Source organism: Paenibacillus pasadenensis (genome assembly GCF_023715725.1).
GTDB classification, from domain to species: domain Bacteria; phylum Bacillota; class Bacilli; order Paenibacillales; family Paenibacillaceae; genus Paenibacillus_O; species Paenibacillus_O pasadenensis_A.
Genome location: NZ_JAMBOT010000002.1, coordinates 758012 through 776039, shown reverse-complemented (window position 1 = coordinate 776039; position 18028 = coordinate 758012). Strand labels below are relative to the sequence as shown.

The window sequence follows — 18028 nt, the reverse complement described above, 5'->3', positions numbered from 1 at the left end:
TTAGGCCCCCTTGATCGGAAAAATAGCGTTATCGATAAGCCGGGTGCCGCCAAAACGCACGGCGAACGCCAGCAGCAGCGGAGATTGTTTCAGCGCTTCCTCCAACCGCAGCTGCGGATCTACAGCTTCCAGTGAAGGATACCTTCTCAATTCAGCGTAGTCAATGGAAGCAAGCGGGGAACGGCTGATCGCTTCCCTTACTTTAGCTTCCAGGCCGCCAGCGGTCATCTCTGAGTCAGCAGCCCATTGCGCAGCCTGTTGGAGCGTCCGGTACAGCACAAGAGCTTCGGAACGCTGCTCCGGCGACAAATACACATTACGCGAGCTTAGCGCCAGCCCATCGGCTTCCCGCAGCGTCGGGCAAGGAACAATCTGCACGTTAAAGTTAAGATCGTCGACCATTTGCTGCACAACCGCCACCTGCTGCGCATCCTTAAGCCCAAAATAAGCCCGCGTCGGCTCAACAAGATGAAACAGCTTGCTTACTACCGTTCCGACTCCGTCAAAATGACCCGGACGCGAAGCGCCGCAAAGCGATTCCGTCACCTCACTGACCAGAACACGCGTTAACGCCCTTTTAGGATACATCTCCTGTACCGAAGGGATGAACACAATATCTGCGCCTTCTTGCCGGGCGAGCTTCAAATCCCGCTCCTCATCGCGCGGATACCGGTCCAAATCCTCGTTTGGCCCAAATTGCAGCGGGTTTACAAAGATGGAAAGCACCGTCAGCCCATTTTCGGCAGCACTGCGCTGAATGAGACTTCCGTGTCCGTCGTGCAAATATCCCATAGTTGGAACAAAACCTGTTTCAAGTCCGGGCTTCTCTTGTCTGCGGATGCTCAGCTCGCTGCGGAGCTCCGATATGGTGCGCACGATCAGCGGCTGTTTTGTTTTGACTGGCGTTAAAGTGCTCATTTGCGATCGCCTCCATATACGGCCTGCGGAGCTGCGGCAGCTGCGCCAAACGTGTGCTCCTCAGCCGGGAAACTGCGTGATTTCACATCATTCACATAGCTGCCAAGCGCTTCACGGATAATTCCGCCGACATTGGCGTAGGTTTTAACAAATTTTTTAGGCGTGTAAGGAGAAGCGTATTCAATGACATCATGGTAAACGAGTACCTGGCCATCGCATCCTGCTCCGGCGCCGATGCCAATCGTTGGAATCTCCAGCCTGCGGGAAATATGAGTCGCAATCGGTCCCGTTACCAGTTCAAGGACAACCGCGTAAGCGCCTGCTTGCTGAAGCGCCAGCGCGTCTGCTTCCAGACGGGCAGCTTCAGCTTCCAGCTTGCCTTGAATTTTGTAACCTCCCAGTTGATGAACCGATTGAGGCGTCAGCCCGATATGGCCGATAACCGGAACTCCGGCTTCGACACAGGCTCGCACCTGCTCCGCTACCTCTTCTCCCCCTTCGATTTTCACCGAATGGGCATGGCCTTCCTGCATGAGACGAGCTGCCCCGCGCAGCGTCTCCTCCCGGCTGATGCGAGCTGTCATAAACGGCATATCCACAATGCGGAACGTATTGGCCGCTCCGCGCGCTACCGAACGCGCATGATAAATCATGTCGTCAAGCGTAACCGGGACCGTCGTATCGTAACCAAGCACGACATTGCCAAGCGAATCGCCGACCAAAATCGTATCGACGCCCGCTTCCTCCGCCAGCTTCGCAGAAGGATAGTCGTAAGCCGTCAGCATCGTGATCGGCTCGCCTTCCTTTTTCATACGCTGAAGCTTAGTGATCGTCAGAGCTTGTTTCATGTTGTTTAAATCCCCTTTCCGGTGCACGGGTTTAGTGTGAACACAAAAAAACCTTTTAGCCGCAGCTAAAAAGTCCAGCCCGAGAAAGGATGTACCGTGGCTGCGGACTTCCTAACGTCGCGGTCCGCCAGGCGGCTCCGCGCAAAAGGCGCGCGCTTCCAATTGTCCATTCCTTCTTATAAAACAGCAGACTTGGAATGCCGTCTGCCCGGCTGTGCCAGTGCGGTTCTAAAGCAGTAAGATACCGCCCGGTCACCCTAAAGTATACCAGATTGCTCTCTGCTCGTAAACGCAACCGGCTGCTCTTAAGCATCAAAAAAAGCCTGCTTCATGTCGAAGCAGGCTCCCCCATTTCGGCGGAATAAAGCGGCCGCAGCGTCCCATCCTCAAACTCGACCATTATTGCGCCGGTTTCATGCAGGCCAATCGGGGTGCCTTCCAGCACTCCCTGCGGCGTGCGCAGCGTAGTCCTGTGGTTCAAGGAAACGGACAATGCCTCCCATAAGCTGCGGATCGGAGCAAACCCTTCCTCAAGATAAAGATGGTACAGCGCCTCCCAGTCCCGCAAAAATGAAGCCGTTAACCGTGTCCGGGAAAACTCCCGGCCAGCGGCCAAACGCAGCGAAACCGCCCTTTCCAGCAGCTCCTCCGGATAATCGCTCTCCGCCAGATTAACGCTGATGCCGATGCCGGCGACGACGTAGCTCAGCCGCTCGTCTTCTGCCGCAGACTCCAGCAGAATTCCGCTAATTTTACGTCCTGCGATCAGCAGATCGTTAGGCCACTTGATGCCGATGTCGAGGCCGGTCTCGGCCCGGAGCGAACGGCAAAGCGCCACAGCTGTAAGCAGCGTGAGCTGCGGAGCGCTCGCTACCGGCAGCAAGGGCCGCAGCACCATGCTCATCCAGATGCCTTTGCCAAATGGCGACACCCACCCGCGGCCCATGCGGCCCCGCCCGCTTAGCTGCTGCTCTGCAATGACAAGCGTGCCTTCCTCCGCGCCTTGCTGCGCCAGCTGCTGCGCAATGTTTTGCGTTGAATCCACTTTTTGAAGCACAACCAGCTTTCTTCCGAACGTTTTTGTTTCCAGCAAATTTTCCAGAACAGAAGCTTCAAGCGGATCGGGCCGTCCCGTTATCCGGTAGCCCAGCTTTCGCGACGCTTCAAAGGAATATCCCTGCTCTTGAAGCTTGTGAATGCTTTTCCAAACGGCCGTCCGGCTTACGCCCAACTCGCGGCTGATCGATTCCCCCGACAAAAATTGTTCGCCAGCTTCATCAAAAAGCATTAAAAGCTTGTCCGTATTCATGTCGTTAGCTCTCCTTCCGCCAGCTGACGGGCGCGCTTCAGCAGCATTTCTTTTTCATTGGGGAGCTTGCCATGCGCGGTTTCGCGAAGCAGCTGGCCCAGCAGCGGACCGAGCCATGGCCCTGGTTTTCGTCCAAGCTCTGTCTGTACTTCGCGTCCCCCGACAGCAAGCTCCTTTAAAGAACGAGCCGGAATCTGTTTAAACCATTCTGCGAAAAGACTGGATAGAGATTCCTTTTCTAGAGGTAACATGTTAAAGGACTTGTCTGTAATGTGTTCTACTGCTGTAATTTCTGACAGCTTGTCTGCTGTTAGTCCAGCCGCTTCCGCTTCCCCGACCCATTCCAGCCAATTTGCTGCGGCTGCCGGTCCTTGTTCAAGCACGGCGTCCGTCCAGTCAGCTTTGCTCGGAGCTTGCCAGCCTGTTTGGGCCAGCTTGGCATGCAGCCGCAGCAAAGCGGTCAGCCGGTCCTTGCGAGCGTTGCTGTAGCGAAGCCGTTCGAACCACTCCCCTGCCGTCTCCGGCGCTGCGCCTAGCAGGACAAATAAGGCCGCCCAGCCGGCATCAGCCGTTTTCAGCTGATCTGCAGCCTCCAGACGCTGTGCTATTGTTTGCCGCTGCTTCGTACCGGAAAGACAACATTTTTTGATTTCCTTCCAGCAGGGCAGCGGCTCCTTAAAATAAGCTGGCAAATCCGAAGCGGATAACAGCGCAGCGGCACGCGTCAGGCCGCCTCCGCCTGCAATACGGTCCAGCTCGGCTCCGACACGCTCCATCGCAATCTGCCGCAGTCCTTCCCGGCTTTCCATCAATCCGCGCCAAGTTCCTTTCGTTGGACGCAGCTTGTACAGAGAAGCAAACCGCACCCCTCTCAGCAAGCGGAGCGCATCCTCGGCAAAACGCTCTTTAGCAACGCCGACTGCACGCAGACGAGACCGCTGCAAATCGCCGTGCCCGCCAAACGGGTCTTCCAATTCGCCATGCCTGTTCAGCGCCATCGCGTTGATCGTGAAATCCCGCCGCTGCAAATCCTCTTTTAAATCACGGATAAACGAAACCGAGGAAGGCCGCCGTGCATCAACATACTCCGCTTCCGCGCGGTAGGTTGTCACTTCATACAGCTGGCCTCCGCTGCGAACCGACACGGTGCCATGCTGCAAACCGGTTGGTATGCACCCAGGAAAAAGCGACATTACCTCCTCCGGCTCAGCCGGGGAGGCAATGTCCACATCTTTTAGCGGTAAGCCTAGCAGCAAATCCCGCACACAGCCGCCGACAAATACCGCTTCGTGTCCGGCCTCTTCAAGCCGCAGCAGCACAGGAAGCGCCGCTGTCATTTGCGGCGCAAGCTCGAGACGGCCGCTCATCCGCGGCAAGCCGAAACCGGCAGGTCCGCTTCCATGCCGAGTACGCGATAATAAATTTTTTCGTATTCCTTCGTGATTTTATCGTTGCAGAACTCTTCGCAGGAACGGCGTATACACGCCTGGCTGAACTTTTCGTACATCGCTTCATTCGTCAACAAACGGACCGCGTTGCGAGCCATATCCGCCGTATCTCCCACTTCCGATAAAAACCCTGTTTCGCCATGCGCCACAAGCTCCGGAATTCCGCCAGCCGTCGATCCGATCGTCGGAACGCCGCAGCCCATCGCCTCAAGCGCAACGAGGCCAAAACTTTCCTTTTCGGAAGGCAGCAGCAGCAAATCTGCCAGTGATATCACTTGAGCGACATCCTCTTGTTTGCCAAGGAAGTTTACGCGGTCCTCCAGCCCCATTTCGCGAATCTGGCACTGAATTCGTGACAGTTCAGGCCCTTCGCCGACGAGCAGCAGCTTGGAAGGAACATGTTCGTTTACACGTTTAAATATATCGAGCACGTCTCCCACCCGCTTAACGGGACGGAAGTTTGAGATGTGCATTAGAATTTTTTCGTTATCAGCCGCATAATCGCCGCGCAGCGCCGAAGTATCACGCGGATAGTAGATTCGTTTGTCCACAAAATTGTAGGTCAAATCGATTTCGCGCGTAATATCGAGCAGCTCGCGGGTTTCTCGGATCAGATCCTTGGACACAGCTGTCACGGCATCGCTCTCGTCGATTGCCAGGCGAATCAAATTTTTAAGCGACTCGTCTTGGGCAAGCACTGTAATATCCGTACCATGAAGCGTTGTTACGGTTTTCAAGCCGCTGCCCGCCATCTGTTTGGCAAGAAATGCGCACACCGCATGCGGCACGGCATAGTGAACATGCAGCAGATCTAGGTTTTGCATCGCAGCCACCTGGGCCATTTTGCTCGCCAGGCTTAAATCGTAGGGAGGATAACGGAACACATAATAGTTGTTCACTTCGACTTCATGAAAATAAATATTTTTATGAAATTGACCGAGCCGGAAAGGAATGGAATGAGTAATAAAATGAATCTCATGTCCCTTTTCGGCCAGCAGCTTGCCAAGCTCCGTCGCCACAACGCCGGAGCCGCCAAGAGTCGGATAACAAGTAATTCCGATCTTAAGTTTTCTGGACATGATGGATTCCTCCCGAGTTAATACGCTGATGTTCCCATTGTATTCAGGAAGCGAGCCCGTTAATCATGAACCGATAAAGCTCGACACTTTATGCGGGCGCTTCGTGGCGAAGCCCTCCGCATAAGCGCAGCCTGCCGCTTGTCCCGTCAAATAATCGCGTGATTCTACACGTTTGACATACCCTTGGGTAAGCGGGGTTTCGACCCGGTCGCCGCCTGTGACAGCGTCAAACTGAGAACGATAAGCAGCGAGCGCCGCCAGCTTGATCTCCATCGTACCGGATATGTCCGCCGTAAGCGCCAAATCCTTCTGGTCATTTATGTAATAATAAAGGAGCTGCTCCACTTGAACCGGAGGAAGTTGGGGCATATAACGGCGCAGCTTGGCGTTAAACACCGCTTCCTCTACGATTGCGCTGCAGGCGTTATGATCGGGATGCCGATCCTGCCAATACGGCGCAAATACAATACGCGGCCGGCGCAGGCGAATTTCCCTGGTGACCGCTTCCAGCTGCTCCTTGGATCCAGTCAAGCCGCGGTCGGGAAGTTCCAGACAGCCCCGATAGGATAAACCAAGGATGCGCGACGCTTGCTCCGCCTCCTGCGCACGCAGCTCAACATTGCCGTTTGAGCTCATTTCGCTGCGAGTCAGATCGCAAATTCCAACTTTGACGCCCCGCTGGGAATGGTTTGCAATCGTGCCGCCCATGCCAATTTCGGCATCGTCCGCATGCGCGCCAAAAACGAGAATATCTACTGTAGTCTCCATGCTGCGTTTACTCCGGCTTGTACTTGTGAACAAGCTCGCGCCAGGCAAAATCGCCCCGCATCATTGCCTTAACGAGCAGTTCTGCCGTAGCGATATTCGTCGCAACCGGAATACCTTGCACATCACACAGACGAAGCAGCGCAATAATGTCCGGCTCATGCGGCTGAGCCATCAAAGGATCACGCAGAAAAATAATGAGATCAAGCTCATCCTGGGCTACCAGCGCGCCGATCTGCTGATCGCCGCCGAGCGGACCGCTCATGAAACGGTGAATTTCAAGGGATGTCTTTTCCATAATGCGTGAGCCTGTCGTGCCCGTTGAGTAAAGCTTGGCGTCCTTAAAAGCTTCCTCGTATGCGGTTATAAAGTTGACCATTTCGTCTTTTTTGCGGTCATGTGCGATAAAGGCGATTTGAAGCATGTTTCACCCGCTCCTTTGTTATCTGTCTATTAGTCCATAATGTGCTCGAAGCCATAAATCATGCCTTCATAGGTCATCACTTTTTTGACTGCATGCGCAACACCTGGCATATAACCTGCGCGGTCATAGGAATCGTGGCGGATTTTCAGCGACTGGCCAAACGCTCCAAACACAACCTCCTGCTGGGCAAAAACGCCTGGCAGCCGGACGCTATGAATTCGGAAGCCATCATAATAACCGCCGCGCGCACCTTCAATCGTTTCTTCCTCACGCGGATTGCCTTGTTTCAGCTCGCGGCGCGCAGCCGAAATCAGCTCAGCGGTTTTGATGGACGTGCCAGACGGGGCGTCCAGCTTTTGGTCGCCGTGATATTCAATAATTTCTAAATGCGGGAAATACTTTGACGCTTCTGCGGCAAACTTCATCATTAAAATGGCTCCAATGGAGAAGTTAGGCGCAATCAGGCCGCCGATGCCCTGCTGTTTGCACAGCTCGTCCAGTTCCTTGATTTGCTCCGGCGTAAAGCCAGTGGCGCCGACTACCGGCCTGATGCCGCGCGTAATCGCTTCGAGCGTATTGGAATAAACCGTTTGGGGAACCGTGAAATCAACAAGTACATCGATATCCGCTCCAGCCAACATCGCCTCCAGCGAAGGGGCTACCGTAACTCCGGCCTCGTCCAGGCCGACCATTCGTCCGGCGTCAACTGCTCCTGCGGATGGAGACATCGCGCCTGTTAAACGAAGCTGCTCATCCTGCAGCACCATTTTGACGACTTCACGGCCCATCCGTCCAGAAGCTCCGGCTACTGCAACTTTAATTGGGGTTGTCATTGATCTTCACCTCGGTTCAAAAGTAAGGCGGCAGGGATCGCCTATTCATGCCCCCGCCGCCGCGACATTTTCTTGATTTGACGATACAGCCGCCGAGCTTCTTCCAAGCCGGGCTCAAGCCGGTAGGCTTCAGCCGCAAGCAGCTTCGCTTCATGCAGCCGTCCCAGCTGGATACAGCATTGCGCGGCCAAGAAACAAGCCTCGCCATGCAGCGGATCAAGAATCCGCGCTTCCTGCAAAAAAGCCATGATCTCAGCCGGAGTGCCCTCTCCGGAAGCCATCATCAGCTTGGCGTCCGCCACTAGCCTTCTGGCCTCCACCACATCCCAATGATAACGGTATTCTTCATGCTCCGGCTTCAGCTCGCATGCCTTTGCGGCATGCTGCAGCGCCAGCTCCCATTTGCCGCTTCGGGCGCAGGATAAGGAGCATTTATAATGAAAGGCCGCATTTTCCGGCTCCAGTTCAATGGCTTGCAGGAACCAGGTGATGGCCTCGTCGAAATTGCCGTTAAGAATGCATTCATACGCTTTTTTGATACAGCTTTCCCCGTCCATCCTCCCACCTTCCTTGAACCAGGATGATGGTACAGCATATGCCTCGGGTGCTACTGCGGTTCGCCGTTTTTGCGTGTCCAGCGCTCTGCGTCTCGCGTATTGAATTTGTGCATGACAGCGTCATGGGCTCGCGTCAAGTCAATGTTAAGCGAATTGGCGAAACAATTCAGGATAAACAAAATATCGCCAAGCTCCATCTCGATGGAATTATCCGCCTCATCCGGCTTTTTCGGCTTCTCGCCATACGTATGGTTGACTTCTCTGGCTAATTCGCCAACTTCCTCCGCCAACCGGGCGACAAGCGATAACGGACTGAAATAACCTTCCTTGAACTGCCCTATGTAACGATCGACCTCACGCTGTATTTCGGCGAGAGATTTTTCTTCCATATTTTGTAGTCCCCTTCTTTGCAAGGTATCTCTACCTATGTTATCCTAAAGCAGTTTTGAACACAATATATGGACAGTGCTGCGCGTAAGCGCAAAAGACGTCCAATGCGGATCGCCAAGGAGAAATGTTTATGTCAATCAGCTACATCTACAAAACCCTTATTCCCGTCATGCTTGGCACAGCCATTTATGCGTTTGGCCTGCAATATTTCCTGCTGCCGAATCAGCTCATGGAAGGCGGCCTCACCGGGATCGCGGTGCTGCTCAACTATGCGCTCGGCTGGAAGCTGTCCATTACGACGCTGGTGCTGAATATTCCGCTATTTATAATCGGATTGCGGATTTTGGGAAAGGTTCCGATGGTTATGACCATTGTCGGGACAGTCAGTTTATCCCTATTTCTTGCTGTTTTTGAAAAAGCGATTACCCACGGCTGGATCGTACCGTTCTACGCCGAGCAGGACTTTATTCTGGCCGCTTTGTATGCCGGCGTAACATTGGGCAGCGGCCTTGGCATCGTCTTCCGTTTCGGCGGCACGACCGGCGGAGTCGATATTGCAGCTAGAATTATCAATCGGGCCAGAGGCTGGAGCATGGGACAGATCATACTCGGCTTTGACGTCATCATTATCGGCATATCGCTGATGTACATTCCGAAGGAAAAAGTGCTTTACACTTTAGTCACTGTATTTATCGCAGCTAAGCTGATCGACTTCATTCAGGAAGGCGCATACGCGGCCAAAGCGTTTACGATTATTAGCGAAAAAGCCGACGAAATCGCGGATCGGATTACGGTGGAGCTTGAACGAGGAGTAACGCTTATTCCAGCGGTAGGCGCCTATTCCAAATCGGAGCGGAAAATGGTCTACTGCGTCATCTCACGCAGCGAGATCCGCCAGCTTAAACTAATCGTAAAATCGATTGATACACGAGCATTCATCATAATCAACGACGTGCATGACGTGCTTGGCGAAGGGTTCAAGGAGGAGCATTAGTCAAAATCAAACAAGCCTGGTCCGAATTCGGACCAGGCTTGTTTATTTGCGGGCCACGCCATTGCGGCTTGGGCGCTCGGCCGGCGGCGGATATACGGTTACTCCATGCTGTCCTCTGCGGTAATTCATCCAACCCGCGTAAATGAGCAAAGCGCAGATTAGCGGAGCTATGGAATACATGATCCAGCCGCCCGGAGGCTGGGCAAGCTGCGGCAGGGCATCGGCCGGCAAATCAGCCCCGGCCTCAGCATCGGAGCGGAATAGGCGGCTCGCCGCTTCGGATACCGTTTCAAACGACTGGACCGCCCAGCCGGTACGGCTGCCGTCCTTCGAGGTGAGCAGCTTGGAGCTGTATAGGATGCTGTCGCGCAGCTCTTCCGCTTTTTCCTGTTCCTTAACAAGCAGCGCTGCAGGCTCGATCAGCTCCCAATGATTTTGCAGCGTAGCCATTCGTGCGCTCGCCGCTGCGCTCCCCCGTCCCCCCGCCATCGTCCAAGCGATGATTAACTGGCGGGCATCCTCTTTAATGAGCGGCTCATACTGAAGCCACAACGCTTCACTGCCAGCAGTCAGACTGTCCGCTGCGAGACGAATTCGGGAAGCCGCTTGAAGGAGATTTCCCGCATTTCTGCCGGATTTCCATTCCCTCTCCGCTTCCCGCAAGCTTGAATCAATCGCCAACCAGCCAAGCTTGCCTCCGCTCAGTCGCAGCTCATCGTCGGCAGACAGCAGCCGCAGATCGCGAAGCGAGTAAAACTGCCCGTTCCGGTCATCGCTCATAACCGCATCGTATAACTTTTCGGCTGCCGCATGAAAGCGCAGCTGCTTGACCGCATATTGGGAGTTGTCCTCAACTGCCGCATTTGCTGGAAAAACTGCGGTCATAGCGACACTATAAAACAGAAGGGCTGCCGCCAAGCTCGCTGCTGCGGCCGCCCACCATCGTCTTGACATGCCAACCCCTCCTGTCTGTCCTACTTTATGCAGGGGGGCATGCCAATATGATTGTCCTAATGCGCTTTGTCAGGCCTGCGTCTGCGGAAGACAATTAAACAAAGCCAGACGACCAGGAAGCTGAAAATGGACAGTCCAATCGTAAAAGCCTTAACAGCAGGAACCTCATCCAGTAACGGTCCTGGCAGGTAAGGAAAAATGCCATACTTGTAATCACAATAATCGTTCAAGAGCAGCCAGCCAAACGCTGCAGCTGCCGCAATGCGGCCAAACCGCATAAAGGGAAGATACAGCAAGGCCTCAATAGCCATGCCAATATGCGATGTCATCAGCATGAAATGAGCCGGCTCCAGGGGCTCGCCTTGCGAAGCTCCGGCGAGAATAATCGACACCGCCCAAATGCCGTACTTAATAGAAGTAACAACCCCAAGGCCCTCAATAATTACTCTCAGCCATGTAGCTGCCTTCCCCGGATTACGAGGCGGAAACAGCAAATAAATTAAGGACAGGGTGAAAAACAAGCTGCCTGTCGGGCTGTCCGGCACAAAAACGAGACGCCATAACGGATGTCCGTCATTAAATGTTGCTTCAAGCTGCCCGCCGTACCAGTAGTAGCCATAAACCGTTCCTATCGCATTCACGATGAATAGCAGCCAGAGGAACGGCCGGTAAACGAGCAGTTGGGAGCCAAGCTTTACATCCATCCTCCATCATTCCTTTTTCCAGGGGAATAAGGAAAAGACCTGACCGTATGAGGACGATCAGGCCTTGACCTATATGATTTATTCCGCAGCCGCTTTTTGCTTCGCGAGCCAGTCGGAGAGTGTACCAATTTCTTCTGCGGAGAGCTTATCGCCAAAGGCTGGCATATTGCCTTTGCCGTTGGTGATGATTTCGGTGAGTTCCTCTTTTGTGAGCAAATCGCCTACTCCGCGCAAAGCTGGAATCTTTGCCCCGGCTTGGCCTTTCAAGTCGGTGCCGTGACAGCTGATACAGCCTGCACTTTTTAATATTGCATTGACATCTGCATTGTCCGCATCGACAAGCGCGACATCTTCAGCAGGTTTTGCAGGTGATTCTGCTTCTTCGCCGGACAATGCAGCCTCGCGCGCCTTCTCTTCACGCGTGATGTGCTCCGGCACCGTACCTGTCACTTCAAGCTCGTGCTGGTAGAAATCCCAGCTGACCTTGGTCAGATAGTAACAGGATGCAAGAGACAAAATCATCAGCGCCGAAGCGATCGGACGGCGATAGAAGCGGCGTTCCTTGCCCGTGTCCAGGAATGGAGCCAGCAGCAGGGCGCCAAACGCTACGCCTGGAATGCCGACAACGCCCCATGCCACATAACTGCCGGATACCCAAGGGTATTTAAGCAGCTGATACAAGAACAGGAAGTACCAGTCCGGAATCGGAATGAAAGCAGAGTTGGTCGGGTCCGCCGGATAACCGAGCGGAGCCGGGTGGGCAATCGTCAGGACGAGAAAGCCTACGAGTACGACGCAGCCGACCATCCATTCCTTAAGCAGGAAGTTCGGAATAAACGCTTCCGAACGTCCTGGGAACGAGGTGTAATCCGGCGGAATCGATACTTCGCCTGATGGCTTGCGCACCCGGGAGTCGCCCACGTAGACGACCTTTTCGTTTTTGTTGCCGTGCGCCATGTATGTCCCTCCTCTCGGTTATAGAGGACCCGCGATGCCTTGCTTGCGGATCATCAAGAAGTGCGCAGCCAGCAGGGCCAGCAGAGCGCCGGGCAGGAAGAACACGTGAATCGCGAAGAAGCGGGTAAGGGTAGTTGCCCCTACGATCTCGCCTCCCTGCAGGAAGATTTTGATATACTCCCCAATGTAAGGAACAGAGTCCGCGATCTGAATGCCGACCTTTGTTGCAAAGTAAGCTTTGTTGTCCCACGGAAGCAGGTAACCCGTGAAGCCGAGTCCCAGCATGATGAAGAAAATCAGCATGCCTACAACCCAGTTCATCTCGCGGGGAGCCTTGTAAGATCCCGTAAAGAAGACGCGCAGCGTATGTAGGAACATCATAACGATAACGAGACTCGCTCCCCAGTGGTGCATGCCGCGGACGATGGAGCCGAACGGCACTTTGTGCTGAAGGTAGTCGACACTCGCGTAAGCATTGATAATATCCGGAACATAGTACATCGTGAGGAACATGCCGGATAAAATCTGAATAACGGTGATGAAGAACGTCAGTCCGCCGAAACAATAAACAAAGGCGGAGAAGTGATGCGCAGGATTGACATGCTCCGGAACTTCATGGTCCGCAACATCCCTCCACAGCGGAGTCACGTCAAGACGCTCGTCGATCCAGTTGTATACGCTTTTAAACATCTGAACTAACGCCTCCCATTAAACCCGCGTGTTGGGGATAATCTCACCCAAGTAGACAAATCCGTTCTCTACCTTGACTTGGTACTCATCAAGCGGAGCGGGTGCTACATTCAGGTTTTTGCCGTCAACCGTGTAATGCGCGCCGTGGCAAGGGCACACATATTGATTAGCATTCGTGGTATTCCAACCGATCGTGCAGCCCAAGTGTTTGCAGACCGGAGAGAGTGCGAAAATCTTACCTTTGTCGTCCTTCATAATCCATGCAGCCTGTTCGGGATCGCTTACATACCAAGCGTCAACCTGATGGATTTTGAATTTGAACTCCGTCGGTTCACCGACCTTCACCTTGCTCTCTTCCACAACCTTGACAAAGCTGCCGCCAGCACGCTTCTCCAGCAGGGGATCAACGGCGAACCGGATCATCGGCAGTACAGCGCCGCCAGCCATAAACGCAGTGGCCCCTCCAAGGGTATACGCCAGAAATTGCCTGCGGGACATTTCTTTGCGTTTTACGGGAGTGTGTGCGGTCTCCTGAAACTCGTGATTACTCATCTGTTCAACCCCCTTTGCAACCATATCGAATGCCTTGTCCGGCATACAATCCGTGTCGAACCAAGCAATACCTATCATACGTCAGTAGCATAGGAGCGTCAAGAATTTGGAAGTTCATTGTTCAAAAATCGCTCCCATCTTTGTTGCTAATTTGTCACATTTGGTCTTAAAAAGTTCCCGCAGTTAACAATCATTCCCTGAGAAATAGGTTTCCCCTAATTCTTTTCGTCTTATACGCTTGACATGAGGCATTTTCTGTCTCTTTAAGCGTTCCACAACATGCGAATCCGCTCACGCACCTCGGCCGCATCCGGCATTCGCCCGTCGCCGTCCGGCGACAAGACAAGATCGGCCTCCTCAAGCGCCTCCAACTGAAGCGCCGCCGAAACTGCTACGACATATCGGAAACCAGCCTGGCGCAATTTGCGGACAAGCGGGCCGAGAGCTGCTGCGGATTGCTCGTCCCCATATTGAACAGCCGGATAAGCGACAATTCGACCCTTAAATGGAATCTCGACCGCATCCATTGCATCTCGCAAACGCTCCAGCACGGCTGCCGCCTGCCAAGGATTCTCCAGCCCGCTCAGTCCGGTTACCGGGAGCAGGCATGTATCCATAAACGGCTGCAGCTCAGGCCAGCGTTCTGCATCAATCTCGCTGAATTTCATCATGCACACCTCCTTTATTGAAGAATAACCTCATCTATGTTACCTTGCGAGACGGATTTTGCCAATGCTTCCCTCGTACTTTCGAAACGGCTTCTTCACGATTAAAGCCCCTTCCCTGCGGCTGTTAGCCGAAAGGAAGGGGCCCCTGACACCGCGTTAGCGGCGAAGCGTATTCCACTGGGCGGAAAGTTTCTCAAAGCTTTCCTTATCGCGGGATTCCAATGCGTCATCTATTGCAGCGTAAATCTTTTCCTTCCGGAATTTCATCAACGCCTCGTCTAGGAGCATCTCCGCAGCCAATCCCAGCATAACCTCATAATTCGCCTTCATCTTGTCCATAGGATACACCTCCATCATATTTGTGCACCTATACCTTTCTTGCTGCTTCAATCATGCCGGTATACCGCCAGGTATAGAAGCTGGTTCAGCTATTTGCAGCAAGCGTATGCCTGCTATTATTCTATTCGGGAGCTCCTCTCCCGGAGGAGGCTAGATGCCCGGGGCTGGTAGAAATATGCTCCAGCCCGCCGCCTGCTAGGTTCCAAGTTTTCCGGCGGATTCAACCTTAAGCACGTCGCTGTGTTCAATTTTGATTCCTGCAATAACCGCTTTGCCCAACCGGGTCATCCGCAGCACTGTTCCCTGCTCTTCATTCTCTCCGATTCGCAGCAGACCTAAATGCATCATCATCATTAGAACTCTTGAATCCATAACCGTTTCCGCCGTATCGTAATAATAGGGCTTAATAAACGGAATCAGCACCTCACGCAGAGAGTCAGCCGAAACCCAGCGGTCTGCAAGTTCATCCACCCAATGGACAATGGACGCTAGATTTGAAATCGGGCCTTTATAGAGCCGCAGCCAAAACTTATACAGCTGTTCCGTTCCGGCCGGACGTCTGCCGAGCAGCGCTTCCTCGCCAAGCGGAGTGAGAAGCAGCTCGGTTTCCGTCTCCTCCAGCCACTTATTATAGAAACAAAAATCATAGATGAGGGAAAAACGCTCCGGATAATCCCGAAATCGCCGGCCGTATCCAAATCTCCAAGCGGCTTTAAGCGGCGGCTCCTCGCGCACCCCAAAGCTTTCCATCACCTGAAGCAGGCTTCGCCGATGCATATAACCGTCGCGGGTAAGTTGAATTTCATGATGCCTGGCGTACGAAAGCAAGGCTTTTACATCCGCTGCCAACAGCTCCTGCTCATCGCGGTATATTGGGGGCTCGCCGACAAAAACAAGCTTTTCGCTGAAGCGGCTTTTAAGCGACTCCCTGAATCTGGACTTAAGATCCCTTGGCACCTGAAACAAATAGCGATCAGGTCCTGCAATGCCGTTAAACAGCCAGCCCTGTTGTTTAAATCTGGCGATGATTTCCCTCGGGCCGGCTTCCGGAACCGGCGCGCTTTTGCCTTTGCGGCTCCGTGTTCCTTTTTCCCCTTTTGCCTTTAAGCGATCCTTGGCGGCGTTTTCCTGCTTAGGCGGATCGTCTTGAAATTTGCTAGACTGCACGCGCGCTATAAGCTCCTCCAGGCTGAACTGTTCTCTTTTATCAAAGAGAAGAGAATTCATAAACCGTAAATCATCCATCCCCATGCCGCCGACACGCGCTTCAAACACTTCACGCGAGTTTACCTTGGACAAAATCGACTGGATCAGCTCATGCTTGGAATTGCCGTTGCAGTCGCATTCGTATTCATTGGCAATTCGGCTCAGCTGGGCAATATCCGCGTAACCTAGCATATCCGCGAAATTCATCGTTCTTCCCTCCTCACAAGACGGCCGGCAAGGCTCCGTCTGTTTTCGTACTACCATTATGGGAAGATTCGATATATTTAAGACATGGAAGACAACAAAAAAACCCGCCATAACGGCGGGCCTGGTGTTAAAGGATTATACTTTGGCCTGAAGATGCAGCGTGCAGTTATGCAGCAGCGACTTCCAGCCCTCTGGACTGTATTCTAAAATGGAATAACACATATTATGAAGATAAGGCTGATCCAAGCCCTCTACCATGACCCCCAGCATTTGAGCCAGATAGCTTCCATGAGTAACCGCCAAAAGCCTGCCCTCAGGCATGCGCTCTGTATAGGTTTGAAGGAAGGAAGCAGCGCGCGAACGCACGCTTTCATCGGTCTCCACGCCCGCTTCGGGATGTGTTCGCCAATTTTCTCCCCATCGCTCCAACCGCTCTTGCTCCAACGTACCTTCAATAAGGCCAAAGCTTCGCTCCGTTAACAGCGGCTCAGGCTCAAGAAGCGGAATGCCCAGCTTATCCGCGATGACCTTGCCTGTTTCAATCGACCTGGACAAGTCACTTGTCACAACCGCATCCCAGTATTCTCCGTCGTTCAGCAGCCGGACCGCAAGAAGTTCAGCCTGACGGTATCCTTCTTCATTTAATGGAATATCGGTCACGCCTTGGATTCGTCCAAGCCCGTTCCAATCGGTTTTCCCATGTCGGATCAATCCTAATCTCATCAACAGCATCCTTCCGTTGGTCTTCTGCGCCAGTTGCGCACTTATACCAGTATGACAAAAAACCGGCCGCTTCAGCAGCCGGAGTATAATTTATTTGCGTATGCGTGCAAGCCATCCCATCATAAGCATCGTCATGACGAGCCCTAGAACGGATAATATAATCCAGTACTGAGGCGTACGCGGAACAAGACTTAAAATAAAAGGATCGCTGACACGGGCAATCGGAATTTCACCGGAGAAGCTGGCCTTGAACACACCCGAGGAGGAAGCATTGGCAGTTTCAAGCAGTCCTGTTGTTTCCTTGCCGTCATCTCCCCTGTCAAGCAGAACGTAGAGCAAGCTGGTCGTGAACATCGCGAGACAGGCCGCAATAGCCGCGGACAGTCTGCTGCCAAGCGGCCGTGTAATAAAGAGCGTTCGCCGAAGGTTCCAATCCAGCTGATCTTCAGCATAGATTCTCTCCATGACGGCACGGTTAACATTCTCCGCTGCTTCAGCCACTTCAAGTTCCTCTTCAAAAGCGAACTCCCGAATCAGACGCTCGCTCTCTTCCCAGAGCTCGTATTCCTGTTTGCAGGATATGCAATGCTTCAAATGCAGGTCGACCGAACGCTTCACTGAATCGCCGTCCGGCAGATCCCAATAAAGGCCGAGTGTTTCCTGCACTTCCTCGCATTTCATCGCAGCTTCATCCCTTCGAAATCTTCGCTCTCCGTTTCTTCGAAGTACGGCTCCAGCTGAGATTTCACACTGCCCCGGGCGCGGAACAAAAGGGATTTAACCGAGCTTACGGTCCCGCCCAGAATATCAGCAATCTCTTGATAGTCCAATCCTTCATACTCACGGAGAATAAGTGCGGAACGCTGCTTATCGGGCAAGGTGTTAATGGCTTCGCGTACGAGCGCCATTCTTTCCCCTTGCAGGACCCGCTGCTCAGGTGCGGATTCCATTGGGGCAACCGGCATAACGCCGCTTTCTTCCAAAGGAATATGTATGCTCCGCTGCTTGCGCAGCTCGCTCAATACCGTGTTGCGGGCAATCGTGTACAGCCAGGTAGAAAATTGCGCGTCCACCTCACGGAACGAGTGCAGGCTCCGGTATGCTTTATAGAACGTCTCCGAGCATAAGTCTTCCGCAACCAGCTCCATCTTGGTGCTCTTAAGCATATGAAGGATAAAAACCATAATCTTGCGCTGGTAACGCCTCATCAATTCAGAATAGAGCTCAACATTTCCTTGTTTGATTTGCCGGATCAATTCAGAATCGTTCATGACAGGCGGTTATACCTCCTCACCTGAAGCGAATTCCGTTCCGGTATACATAATTGTACCGAAGCGGATGGGGAAAGTTGCGCTATTGCGCCGTAATAATGGAAATGGGCAACTATACAATGTATTTCGGCAGCCGGCGCACCATTCATAAGAGTAGAAATTCGCCAGCTGGTGGCATTTTCCTGCTAGGTT

22 protein-coding genes are annotated in these 18028 nt (G+C 53.2%); 1 reads left to right on the top strand and 21 read right to left on the bottom strand.

Annotated features, from left to right (window positions below):
• The 10 genes from panC to M3223_RS08985 all read right to left on the bottom strand — a co-directional run bounded on the left by panC (position 1) and on the right by M3223_RS08985 (position 8570).
• Positions 1-918, bottom strand: coding sequence for a pantoate--beta-alanine ligase (gene panC / locus M3223_RS09030; protein WP_251560935.1), 918 nt, complete (start codon positions 916-918; stop codon positions 1-3).
• The gene (panB, locus tag M3223_RS09025; protein WP_251560934.1) at positions 915-1766 is read right to left on the bottom strand and encodes a 3-methyl-2-oxobutanoate hydroxymethyltransferase; all 852 of its coding nucleotides are present in this window, start codon (positions 1764-1766) and stop codon (positions 915-917) included. Before panB ends, panC begins: the two co-directional genes overlap by 4 nt.
• A gap of 328 nt (positions 1767-2094) precedes the next feature.
• The gene (locus M3223_RS09020; protein ID WP_251560933.1) at positions 2095-3075 is read right to left on the bottom strand and encodes a biotin--[acetyl-CoA-carboxylase] ligase; all 981 of its coding nucleotides are present in this window, start codon (positions 3073-3075) and stop codon (positions 2095-2097) included.
• On the bottom strand, positions 3072-4442 hold the full coding sequence (locus M3223_RS09015) for a CCA tRNA nucleotidyltransferase (RefSeq protein WP_251560932.1): 1371 nt from the start codon (positions 4440-4442) through the stop codon (positions 3072-3074). The genes M3223_RS09020 and M3223_RS09015 overlap by 4 nt, the downstream gene beginning before the upstream one ends.
• On the bottom strand, positions 4439-5602 hold the full coding sequence (gene bshA / locus M3223_RS09010) for an N-acetyl-alpha-D-glucosaminyl L-malate synthase BshA (protein WP_251560931.1): 1164 nt from the start codon (positions 5600-5602) through the stop codon (positions 4439-4441). The genes M3223_RS09015 and bshA overlap by 4 nt, the downstream gene beginning before the upstream one ends.
• 63 nt (positions 5603-5665) lie before the next feature.
• The gene (bshB1, locus tag M3223_RS09005; protein WP_251560930.1) at positions 5666-6370 is read right to left on the bottom strand and encodes a bacillithiol biosynthesis deacetylase BshB1; all 705 of its coding nucleotides are present in this window, start codon (positions 6368-6370) and stop codon (positions 5666-5668) included.
• Between the two features lie 7 nt (positions 6371-6377).
• Complete coding sequence (gene mgsA / locus M3223_RS09000) at positions 6378-6791, bottom strand: methylglyoxal synthase (RefSeq protein ID WP_251560929.1); 414 nt, start codon at positions 6789-6791, stop codon at positions 6378-6380.
• A 29-nt stretch (positions 6792-6820) separates the two neighbouring features.
• Positions 6821-7624, bottom strand: coding sequence for a 4-hydroxy-tetrahydrodipicolinate reductase (gene dapB / locus M3223_RS08995; RefSeq protein ID WP_251560928.1), 804 nt, complete (start codon positions 7622-7624; stop codon positions 6821-6823).
• Between the two features lie 41 nt (positions 7625-7665).
• Entirely contained in the window at positions 7666-8181 is a 516-nt protein-coding gene (locus M3223_RS08990; protein ID WP_251560927.1) for a tetratricopeptide repeat protein, read from the bottom strand.
• Positions 8182-8231: 50 nt separating this feature from the next.
• On the bottom strand, positions 8232-8570 hold the full coding sequence (locus tag M3223_RS08985; RefSeq protein WP_251560926.1) for a nucleotide pyrophosphohydrolase: 339 nt from the start codon (positions 8568-8570) through the stop codon (positions 8232-8234).
• Positions 8571-8701: 131 nt separating this feature from the next.
• Between M3223_RS08985 and M3223_RS08980 the strand changes: the two genes are divergently transcribed.
• Positions 8702-9565: a YitT family protein gene (locus M3223_RS08980; RefSeq protein ID WP_435368000.1), complete on the top strand. Its 864-nt coding sequence runs from the start codon at positions 8702-8704 to the stop codon at positions 9563-9565.
• Positions 9566-9607: 42 nt separating this feature from the next.
• On the opposite strand, the gene M3223_RS08975 is transcribed toward M3223_RS08980, so the two are convergent.
• From M3223_RS08975 to M3223_RS08925, 11 genes are all read right to left on the bottom strand, one after another.
• Complete coding sequence (locus M3223_RS08975) at positions 9608-10519, bottom strand: sporulation protein YpjB (RefSeq protein WP_251560924.1); 912 nt, start codon at positions 10517-10519, stop codon at positions 9608-9610.
• Positions 10520-10575: 56 nt separating this feature from the next.
• Entirely contained in the window at positions 10576-11223 is a 648-nt protein-coding gene (locus tag M3223_RS08970; protein ID WP_251560923.1) for a DUF1405 domain-containing protein, read from the bottom strand.
• Positions 11224-11301: 78 nt separating this feature from the next.
• Complete coding sequence (locus M3223_RS08965; protein ID WP_251560922.1) at positions 11302-12180, bottom strand: menaquinol-cytochrome c reductase cytochrome b/c subunit; 879 nt, start codon at positions 12178-12180, stop codon at positions 11302-11304.
• Positions 12181-12198: 18 nt separating this feature from the next.
• A complete protein-coding gene (gene qcrB, locus M3223_RS08960) occupies positions 12199-12870 on the bottom strand; it encodes a menaquinol-cytochrome c reductase cytochrome b subunit (RefSeq protein ID WP_251560921.1) in 672 nt (223 codons plus the stop codon).
• 18 nt (positions 12871-12888) lie between these two features.
• Entirely contained in the window at positions 12889-13422 is a 534-nt protein-coding gene (locus tag M3223_RS08955; protein ID WP_251560920.1) for a ubiquinol-cytochrome c reductase iron-sulfur subunit, read from the bottom strand.
• 263 nt (positions 13423-13685) lie between these two features.
• Positions 13686-14093, bottom strand: a complete 408-nt coding sequence (locus tag M3223_RS08950) for a DUF2487 family protein (RefSeq protein WP_251560919.1) — start codon at positions 14091-14093, stop codon at positions 13686-13688.
• Positions 14094-14246: 153 nt separating this feature from the next.
• Positions 14247-14429 carry an IDEAL domain-containing protein gene (locus M3223_RS08945; RefSeq protein ID WP_251560918.1) on the bottom strand — a complete coding sequence of 61 codons (183 nt, stop codon included), beginning with the start codon at positions 14427-14429 and terminating at the stop codon, positions 14247-14249.
• A 195-nt stretch (positions 14430-14624) separates the two neighbouring features.
• The gene (locus tag M3223_RS08940) at positions 14625-15842 is read right to left on the bottom strand and encodes a hypothetical protein (RefSeq protein ID WP_251560917.1); all 1218 of its coding nucleotides are present in this window, start codon (positions 15840-15842) and stop codon (positions 14625-14627) included.
• Positions 15843-15977: 135 nt separating this feature from the next.
• Positions 15978-16565 carry a histidine phosphatase family protein gene (locus M3223_RS08935; RefSeq protein WP_251560916.1) on the bottom strand — a complete coding sequence of 196 codons (588 nt, stop codon included), beginning with the start codon at positions 16563-16565 and terminating at the stop codon, positions 15978-15980.
• A gap of 90 nt (positions 16566-16655) precedes the next feature.
• Positions 16656-17246: a hypothetical protein gene (locus M3223_RS08930; protein ID WP_251560915.1), complete on the bottom strand. Its 591-nt coding sequence runs from the start codon at positions 17244-17246 to the stop codon at positions 16656-16658.
• Positions 17243-17836, bottom strand: coding sequence for an RNA polymerase sigma factor (locus M3223_RS08925; RefSeq protein ID WP_251560914.1), 594 nt, complete (start codon positions 17834-17836; stop codon positions 17243-17245). The genes M3223_RS08930 and M3223_RS08925 overlap by 4 nt, the downstream gene beginning before the upstream one ends.
• Positions 17837-18028: the final 192 nt, after the last annotated feature.

Coding starts and splice junctions, on each gene's coding strand:
- qcrB (WP_251560921.1), bottom strand. CDS start 12,870: ATGTTTAAAAGCGTATACAACTGGATCGACGAGCGTCTTGACGTGACT.
- M3223_RS08940 (WP_251560917.1), bottom strand. CDS start 15,842: ATGAATTTCGCGGATATGCTAGGTTACGCGGATATTGCCCAGCTGAGC.
- M3223_RS09020 (WP_251560933.1), bottom strand. CDS start 3,075: ATGAATACGGACAAGCTTTTAATGCTTTTTGATGAAGCTGGCGAACAA.
- bshB1 (WP_251560930.1), bottom strand. CDS start 6,370: ATGGAGACTACAGTAGATATTCTCGTTTTTGGCGCGCATGCGGACGAT.
- M3223_RS08970 (WP_251560923.1), bottom strand. CDS start 11,223: ATGGATGTAAAGCTTGGCTCCCAACTGCTCGTTTACCGGCCGTTCCTC.
- M3223_RS08935 (WP_251560916.1), bottom strand. CDS start 16,565: ATGAGATTAGGATTGATCCGACATGGGAAAACCGATTGGAACGGGCTT.
- mgsA (WP_251560929.1), bottom strand. CDS start 6,791: ATGCTTCAAATCGCCTTTATCGCACATGACCGCAAAAAAGACGAAATG.
- bshA (WP_251560931.1), bottom strand. CDS start 5,602: ATGTCCAGAAAACTTAAGATCGGAATTACTTGTTATCCGACTCTTGGC.
- panC (WP_251560935.1), bottom strand. CDS start 918: ATGAGCACTTTAACGCCAGTCAAAACAAAACAGCCGCTGATCGTGCGC.
- panB (WP_251560934.1), bottom strand. CDS start 1,766: ATGAAACAAGCTCTGACGATCACTAAGCTTCAGCGTATGAAAAAGGAA.
- M3223_RS08955 (WP_251560920.1), bottom strand. CDS start 13,422: ATGAGTAATCACGAGTTTCAGGAGACCGCACACACTCCCGTAAAACGC.
- M3223_RS08950 (WP_251560919.1), bottom strand. CDS start 14,093: ATGATGAAATTCAGCGAGATTGATGCAGAACGCTGGCCTGAGCTGCAG.
- M3223_RS08980 (WP_435368000.1), top strand. CDS start 8,702: ATGTCAATCAGCTACATCTACAAAACCCTTATTCCCGTCATGCTTGGC.
- M3223_RS08930 (WP_251560915.1), bottom strand. CDS start 17,246: ATGAAATGCGAGGAAGTGCAGGAAACACTCGGCCTTTATTGGGATCTG.
- dapB (WP_251560928.1), bottom strand. CDS start 7,624: ATGACAACCCCAATTAAAGTTGCAGTAGCCGGAGCTTCTGGACGGATG.
- M3223_RS08925 (WP_251560914.1), bottom strand. CDS start 17,836: ATGAACGATTCTGAATTGATCCGGCAAATCAAACAAGGAAATGTTGAG.
- M3223_RS08985 (WP_251560926.1), bottom strand. CDS start 8,570: ATGGAAGAAAAATCTCTCGCCGAAATACAGCGTGAGGTCGATCGTTAC.
- M3223_RS08945 (WP_251560918.1), bottom strand. CDS start 14,429: ATGGACAAGATGAAGGCGAATTATGAGGTTATGCTGGGATTGGCTGCG.
- M3223_RS08990 (WP_251560927.1), bottom strand. CDS start 8,181: ATGGACGGGGAAAGCTGTATCAAAAAAGCGTATGAATGCATTCTTAAC.
- M3223_RS09015 (WP_251560932.1), bottom strand. CDS start 4,442: ATGAGCGGCCGTCTCGAGCTTGCGCCGCAAATGACAGCGGCGCTTCCT.
- M3223_RS08975 (WP_251560924.1), bottom strand. CDS start 10,519: ATGTCAAGACGATGGTGGGCGGCCGCAGCAGCGAGCTTGGCGGCAGCC.
- M3223_RS08965 (WP_251560922.1), bottom strand. CDS start 12,180: ATGGCGCACGGCAACAAAAACGAAAAGGTCGTCTACGTGGGCGACTCC.